This is a genomic window from Sphingopyxis sp. H050 (assembly GCF_001468265.1).
Lineage (GTDB): Bacteria > Pseudomonadota > Alphaproteobacteria > Sphingomonadales > Sphingomonadaceae > Sphingopyxis.
In genome coordinates this window covers 214,128-220,587 of sequence record NZ_LNRZ01000008.1, presented here as the reverse complement: position 1 = coordinate 220,587, position 6,460 = coordinate 214,128, and the positions used below count along the sequence as shown (strand labels likewise).

The window sequence follows — 6,460 nt, the reverse complement described above, 5'->3', positions numbered from 1 at the left end:
GGCGGGGAGCGATCCGCAGCGGCTGGCGCAGACCGGCCGGCAGCTGGCGCGCGCGGTGCGGCGCGCCGTGGCGAGCGGAGAGGATTGATGGGTTGGGCGCTGGTGGCGGCCGAGCCGCATCATCGCAAGGGCTGGGTAAAACGCTTCGATCCGCGGTTCTGGACGGTCAATTTCCCGCGGCCGATGATGGCGGGGGTGGTGACGGCAGCGCCCGACGCGTTGCGCGTCGATGCGGTCTTCTATCGCAAGCAGGATCTGGCGGGGCTGATCTGGGAAAGCGAGGATCGCTGGGATCATCCGTTGCTGGCCTATGAAACGATGCGCGATTACCGGCACATGCAGCTGCGCTTTCGGTGGCGGTCGGGCGGGCTGAAGCCGCTCGATGCGCTGCACGGGCCGACGCTGACGATCGAGGGGCGCGATGCCGCGGGGAGCGCCCGCGCCTGGTATGTGCGGCTGTGGAACTATGCCGCGGGAAGCCCCGAAGATGCGGTGATCTCGCTCGATTTCGATGCGCTCGAGGGCGGGTTTCTGTTGCCCGGCGAGGCCGACCCGGTGTGGGCGGGCGATGTCGACCGGATGTTCGTGTCGCTGGTGCCGCCGGCATTCGACGGCAGCGACGGCGTGCTCGCGGCGCCCGCCGAGGGCTGGGTGGAGATGAGCGCGATCACGTGCGCCGGGTCCGGATCGGTGCTGGCGATCGGCGATGCGATGTTGCCCGAGCATGATCTGGGGATCGCGAGCGGCTATGACGACAGCTATCATCTGACACCGGCGCGGCTGGTCCGGCAGATGGTTCAGCTCGGTTACCGGGGCGATGTCGTCCATTATGTCGGGATGAGCCATTATATGCGGCTCGAGGCGCTGGGCGAGGGATTTTATATCAGCCTGGCCGGCGGGGTGCTCAATCGCCCGACGGACGAATGGCACCGGAGGCTGGCGGAGGAATGCGCCGCCGCGGGGCTCGGCCTCATCTGGTCGCTCTCGTATGAATTGTTCGACGCCTATTGCTGGAACGACTGGAAGCAGCGCGCGGCCGACGGCGCGCCGGCGCTGACCGGTTGGGTGCCGCCCTCGACGCTGCTGTCGCCGGCCAATGCCGCGGCGATGGGCTATTTGCAGCTGGTCGCGCGGAGTTTCATGGCGATCGGGATCGCGGCCGGGCTGGCCGCGAAATTCCAGGTCGGCGAGCCCTGGTGGTGGATCGCGCCCGGCGGGCGGATCTGCGCCTATGATGCGGCGACGACGGCGGCGCTCGGGACGGCGAGCGTGGCGATCGCCGATGTGCGGGGCAGCCTGAGCGCGCCGCAGACGGCGATGCTCGAGGCGCTGGGCGGGCTGCTCGCCACATCGACCGCGGCGTTGGTCGCGGCGGCGCGCGACGAGGCGGGCGCGCTGGAGAGCTATCTGCTCGTCTATCTGCCGACCGTGCTCGACGATGCGGCGGCGGAGGTGCGGCGGGCGAACGTGCCGATCGGCTGGGCGGCGCCGGCGTTCGATGTGCTGCAACTCGAGGATTATGACTGGGTGACGGGCGGGCGCGCGGCCGAAACGGCGCGCGCGCGCGCGGTGATGGCGGAGCGGCTCGGCTATCCTGCCGACGATCAGCAGTATTTTTCGGGGTTCGTGCTGATGCCCGAGGATCGGGCGCAATGGGCGGCGATTGCCGACGCAGCCGCGGCGGCGCGGCGGGCGGTCGCCCGGACATATGTCTGGGCGCTGCCGCAGGTGGCGCGCGACGGCTTTGTCGCGTTTGACGATCGGGGCGACGGGGAGGATGAGATGCAGGCTTTCGATGCGGTCGACTTTCCGCTGGCGATCGGGCGTGAGGCGAGCGCGCTCACCGAATTTTCGACGCAGATCGTGAGTTCGCCCGCGGGACATGAGCAGCGCGCGAGTGAATGGGCCGAAGCGCGGATGCGCTATGACGCGGGGCCGGGGGTGCGGTCGGAGGCCGATGTGCGCTTGCTCGCCGATTTCTTCCGGGCGCGGCGCGGCGCGGCGCGGGCGTTTCGCTTTCGCGACCCGTTCGATTGCAGCTCGGCCGCCGATGGCGGGATGCCGGGCGCGACGGACCAATGGCTCGGGACCGGCGACGGGATGCGGCGGCAATTTGCGCTGGTGAAGCGCTATGGCGCGGGGGAGGCCGAGCAGGTGCGCCGTGTGCGGCTGCCGGTGGCGGACAGCGTGCGCGTGTCGGTCGACGGGATCGAGACGGCGGCGTTCGCGGTGACGGGTGAGGGCGAATTGCTGCTCGATGCGCCGCCGGGCGCCGGCATCGCGGTGCGGGCGGGGTTCCTGTTCGACGTGCCGGTGCGCTTTGCCGAGGACCGGCTGGAGGTGAGCCGCGCGACCTTTCTGGCGGGCGAAGTGGCGAGCGTGCCGCTGGTCGAGGTACGGGCGCCGTGGTGAGTTTCGGGGTGACGACGATGGCGCCCGACTGGCTGCGCGAGGAGTTGGTGACGCTCGCCTGGTGCTGGCGGCTGTCCCGGCGCGATGGCGTGGCGATCGGGCTGACCTCGCACGATCGCGATCTGGTCGTGGCGGGCGTGCCCTATCGCGCGGCGCCAGGGATGAAGCCCTCGGCGCTTGAGACGAGCGACAGCCTCGATGCGTCGACAATGGACCTGGAAGGCGCGATCGCGAGCGATGCGATTGCCGCGGCGGACCTCGACGCCGGACGCTGGGACGGAGCGGCGCTGGAGCTGTTCGTGACCGACTGGACCGCGCCCGAGGCGGCGCCGGTCGTGGTCGCGCGCGGATCGCTCGGCGCGATCGAACGGCGCGGTGCGGCGTTTACGGCGGAACTGCAAGGGGTGACACGGGTGCTCGACGCACCGGTTTGCCCGGCGACCTCGCCCTCGTGCCGCGCTTCGCTCGGCGATCGCGCTTGCCGGGTCGACCTGGCGCCGCTGACGCATGAACGCCGGATCGTGGCGGTCGAGGGGCGGGCGGTAACGCTCGACAGCGCAGTGCCGGGGGCGATGGCGTTCGGCGAGCTGCTGTGGATCGAGGGCAGCGCGTGCGGGCTGGCGACGCCGGTGATCGCCGAGGCGGACGGCGTGCTGATGCTTGCCGAGATGCCGCCGGTGCTGCCTGCGCTGCCGGCGCGGGTGCGGCTGGTCGAGGGGTGCGACAAGCAGCTCGGGACCTGTCGCGAACGCTTTGGGAATGCTGTCAATTTTCGCGGCGAGGCGCATCTGCCGGGGAACGACCTGCTGACGCGTTATCCCGGTGGATGAGCTCGGCAGCCGCGCCTTTGTCGCGGCGCGGGCAATGGTCGGGGCGCGCTTTCGGGCCCAAGGCCGCGATCCGGCGCTGGGAGTCGATTGCGTGGGGCTGGTCTGGGCGGCTTATGCAGCGGCGGGGTGCGTGCTGCGGGCGCCTTGCGACTATCCGCTGCGCGGGTGGAGCCGAGGGCGGATCGTTGCGGCGCTGGAAGCGGCGGGGTTTCGGGCGGCCGTTGATACGCGCGAGGGCGACGTGGCGCTGATGGCGCTGCCCGCGGGGCAGTTTCATCTCGGGCTGATCGGGGTCGGGCGGATGGTGCATGCGCACGCCGGGCTGCGGCGGGTCGTGGAGACGCCTTTGGTTGCAGCTGGCGCGATGCAGGTGTGGCGTTTGGTCGATGGCCCGCCCCGCTGCGCCTGACGAACAAGTTCGTCAGGCCCGCTGCCCCTCCCGCATGCGGGAGGGGTTTTCAGTTTATCTTTCCGGAGTTTGACGATGGCGACTTTGGTGCTGACGGTGGTCGGCGGGATCGTGGGCGGGCCGGTCGGAGCGGCGATCGGGGCGACCGTCGGCCAGCAGATCGACGCCGCGATCTTCAAGCCCAAGGGGCGCGAGGGGCCGCGGCTGGCCGACCTGAAGGTGCAGGCCTCGACCTATGGCCAGCAGATCCCGAAGCTGTTCGGCACGATGCGCGTCGCGGGGAGCGTGATCTGGGCGACCGACCTGATCGAACGGCGGGCCAAGCGTGGCGGGGGCAAGGGACGGCCCTCGACGACCGAATATAGCTATGCGGTGTCGCTCGCCGTGGCGCTGTCGGCACGGCCGATCCGCGCGATCCGGCGCATCTGGGCCGACGGCAATCTGCTGCGCGGGACAAGCGGCAGCTTTCAGGAGCGCTGCGTCTTTCGCTGGTACGACGGGGGCGAGGATCAGCCGGTCGATCCGCTGATCGCATCGGCGGTGGGGCCGGATTCGGCGAGCGCCTTCCGCGGGCTGTCCTATGCCATGTTCGAGGAACTGGAACTCGCGAGCTTCGGCAATCGCATCCCGTCGCTTACCTTCGAGGTCGAGGCCGATGCGGGCGATATCGACGCGGGGTTGGTTGGCGATGTCTTGCTCGGCGAGACGGGGCGGTGCGAGGGGGGGTGGCCCTTTGCAGGCTATGCCGCGTCGGGCGACCGGCTGCGCGAGGCGCTGGCGCCGCTGTTCGAGGTCGATGCGGCCGGGTTGTGCAGCGCGCCGGACGGCTGGCGGTTGGCCCCCGCAGGCGGCGATGCGCTGAACCTGCAGGGTTTTTGCGAAGCGCGGCGGACTGTCGGCGCGGCCGATCGCATCGAGCGGCGCCGCGCCCCTTTGTCGTCGCTGCCCGGCGCAATTCGGCTGCGCCACTATGAGCCCGAACGCGATTATCAGCTGGGGCAGCAGGCGGGCGCGGTCGCCGGCGGCGGGGCGCGCGAGGACCGGATCGATCTGCCCGCGGTGCTGGCGGCTGGTTCGGCGCGCGCGCTGGTGCAGAAGCTGGCGGCCGCGGCCGCGGACGGGCGCGAGGCGCTGGTCTGGCAGGGCGACCTTGCAGCGCTGGCGCTGCCGGTCGGCGGCTTGGTCGATCCAGGCGACGGCAGCCGCTGGCGCATCGCCGCGCGAACCATTCGCGATGCCGTCGTCGCGCTGGAGCTGCGGCGGCATCAGCCGATCGCGCCGGGCGCGGTTGCGGCCGATCCGGGGGTGCCGGTGACGGCGCCCGACTGGCCCGACGCCGCGGGGACCGTGTATCTGTTCGACGGTCCCGCCGCCGGCAGCGTCGCGGCATCGGCGCCGCGGTTGCTGGTCGCAGCGGCAGGCGGCAACGATGGCTGGCGCGGGGCCGATCTGTGGTTCCGGCCGACCGCGGAGGCCGAGCCGATTGCGCTCGGGACCGTTCGTCCGGCCGCAGCACTCGGGGCGCTGTCCAGCCCGCTGGCGGCCGGGTATCCGGGGCTGATCGACACCGTGAACGAGATTGTGGTCGAGCTGGTGAACCCATCAATGACGCTCGAATCGATTTCGGATGCGGCGCTGTTGGGCGGCGGCAACCGCGCGATGGCGGGCGGCGAGATGTTCCAGTTCGGGGTCGCCGAAGCGGTCGGCCCCGGCACATGGCGGCTGTCGCGCCTGCTGCGCGGACTGGGCGGCACCGCGGATGCGATGGCGCACGACGCCGGCGCGCCCTTCGTGCTGCTCGACGATGCCGCGCTGCTCGCGGTGCCCGATGACCTGGCGGATATCGCCAGGAGCGGCGGCGCGGTTCTGCAATGGGCGGCGCGGGCAAGCGCTGCGCCGGCCGACGTTCCGATCATGGCCGCGGGTCGCGCATTGCGCCCGCTGGCGCCCGTGCATGGGCGCGTCGAGGCCGATGGCGCGGGCGGGGTCGCGATCGGCTGGACCCGGCGCAGCCGCGCCGACGCCGGATGGCGCGACCATGTCGGCCTGCCGCTGGGCGAGGCGCGCGAGGCGTGGCGCGTCGAACTGTCCCCGCCGGTGCCCGGTACAGGGCCGTGGGAGAGTATCGCGCCGATGCTCGCGATCGACGCGGCGACGATGGCGGCGCTGCCGCCCGGCTGCGCGGTGCTGATCCGCCAGATCGGCGACTTCGCGCTCTCGCCGCCGCTTTCCTTGCCGCTGACCTAGGAGGATATGATGACCGACCTGCCGCGCACCGCGCGCTATTCGCTGCCTTTGCTTGCGCTCGCGCAAGCGCAGAAGGAGGTGACGCACAATGAGGCGCTCGTGCTGCTCGACGCGCTGGTGCAGGCCGCCGTTGTGGCGGGGCCGATCGCCGATCCGCCGTCGGCCCCGGAGGAAGGGCAGTGCTGGCTGGTCGCCGCCGGCGCGAGCGGCGCCTGGGCCGGGCATGGAGGCAAGCTGGCCGTTCGCACTGGCGGCGGATGGCGATATGTCACGCCGGGTGCGGGCTTTCGCCTGACCCGGCAGAGCGACGGCGCGGCACTCTATTTCGACGGCACGGCATGGATCGCGCCACCGACGATCGCGACTCCTGCGGGCGGAGTTACAATTGACGTCGAGGCCCGGTCTGCTATCGCCGCTTTCGTCCTGCTCCTTGAGGCGCATGGTCTTCTGATTTCAGGCTGATTTTGCTCAGTTTAGAGTATCAAGTGCGACTTTTTGGCAACAGATTGACGATTTGTTAGCTTGCACGGAACCAAAGCGACGGGTAGGACGTCTGACGAGA

At 70.9% G+C, this 6,460-nt stretch carries 5 protein-coding genes; all 5 read left to right on the top strand.

Annotated elements, in window-relative coordinates; all coding sequences use genetic code 11:
• Positions 1 to 87 precede the first annotated feature (87 nt).
• The 5 genes from ATE67_RS16625 to ATE67_RS16605 all read left to right on the top strand — a co-directional run bounded on the left by ATE67_RS16625 (position 88) and on the right by ATE67_RS16605 (position 6,360).
• On the top strand, positions 88 to 2,412 hold the full coding sequence (locus ATE67_RS16625; protein WP_058817770.1) for a DUF2460 domain-containing protein: 2,325 nt from the start codon (positions 88 to 90) through the stop codon (positions 2,410 to 2,412).
• A gap of 17 nt (positions 2,413 to 2,429) precedes the next feature.
• Positions 2,430 to 3,242 (top strand): DUF2163 domain-containing protein, encoded by an 813-nt coding sequence (locus ATE67_RS16620; protein WP_058817803.1) that lies wholly within the window; start codon positions 2,430 to 2,432, stop codon positions 3,240 to 3,242.
• Positions 3,235 to 3,651 carry an NlpC/P60 family protein gene (locus ATE67_RS16615; RefSeq protein ID WP_231728203.1) on the top strand — a complete coding sequence of 139 codons (417 nt, stop codon included), beginning with the start codon at positions 3,235 to 3,237 and terminating at the stop codon, positions 3,649 to 3,651. Before ATE67_RS16620 ends, ATE67_RS16615 begins: the two co-directional genes overlap by 8 nt.
• A gap of 75 nt (positions 3,652 to 3,726) precedes the next feature.
• On the top strand, positions 3,727 to 5,898 hold the full coding sequence (locus ATE67_RS16610; RefSeq protein ID WP_058817769.1) for a phage tail protein: 2,172 nt from the start codon (positions 3,727 to 3,729) through the stop codon (positions 5,896 to 5,898).
• A gap of 9 nt (positions 5,899 to 5,907) precedes the next feature.
• Positions 5,908 to 6,360, top strand: coding sequence for a DUF2793 domain-containing protein (locus ATE67_RS16605; protein WP_058817768.1), 453 nt, complete (start codon positions 5,908 to 5,910; stop codon positions 6,358 to 6,360).
• Positions 6,361 to 6,460 lie beyond the last annotated feature (100 nt).

Bases quoted from the DNA above. Each gene is read 5' to 3' on its own strand.
- ATE67_RS16625 (WP_058817770.1), top strand. From the start codon at position 88: ATGGGTTGGGCGCTGGTGGCGGCCGAGCCGCATCATCGCAAGGGCTGG.
- ATE67_RS16605 (WP_058817768.1), top strand. From the start codon at position 5,908: ATGACCGACCTGCCGCGCACCGCGCGCTATTCGCTGCCTTTGCTTGCG.
- ATE67_RS16620 (WP_058817803.1), top strand. From the start codon at position 2,430: ATGGCGCCCGACTGGCTGCGCGAGGAGTTGGTGACGCTCGCCTGGTGC.
- ATE67_RS16610 (WP_058817769.1), top strand. From the start codon at position 3,727: ATGGCGACTTTGGTGCTGACGGTGGTCGGCGGGATCGTGGGCGGGCCG.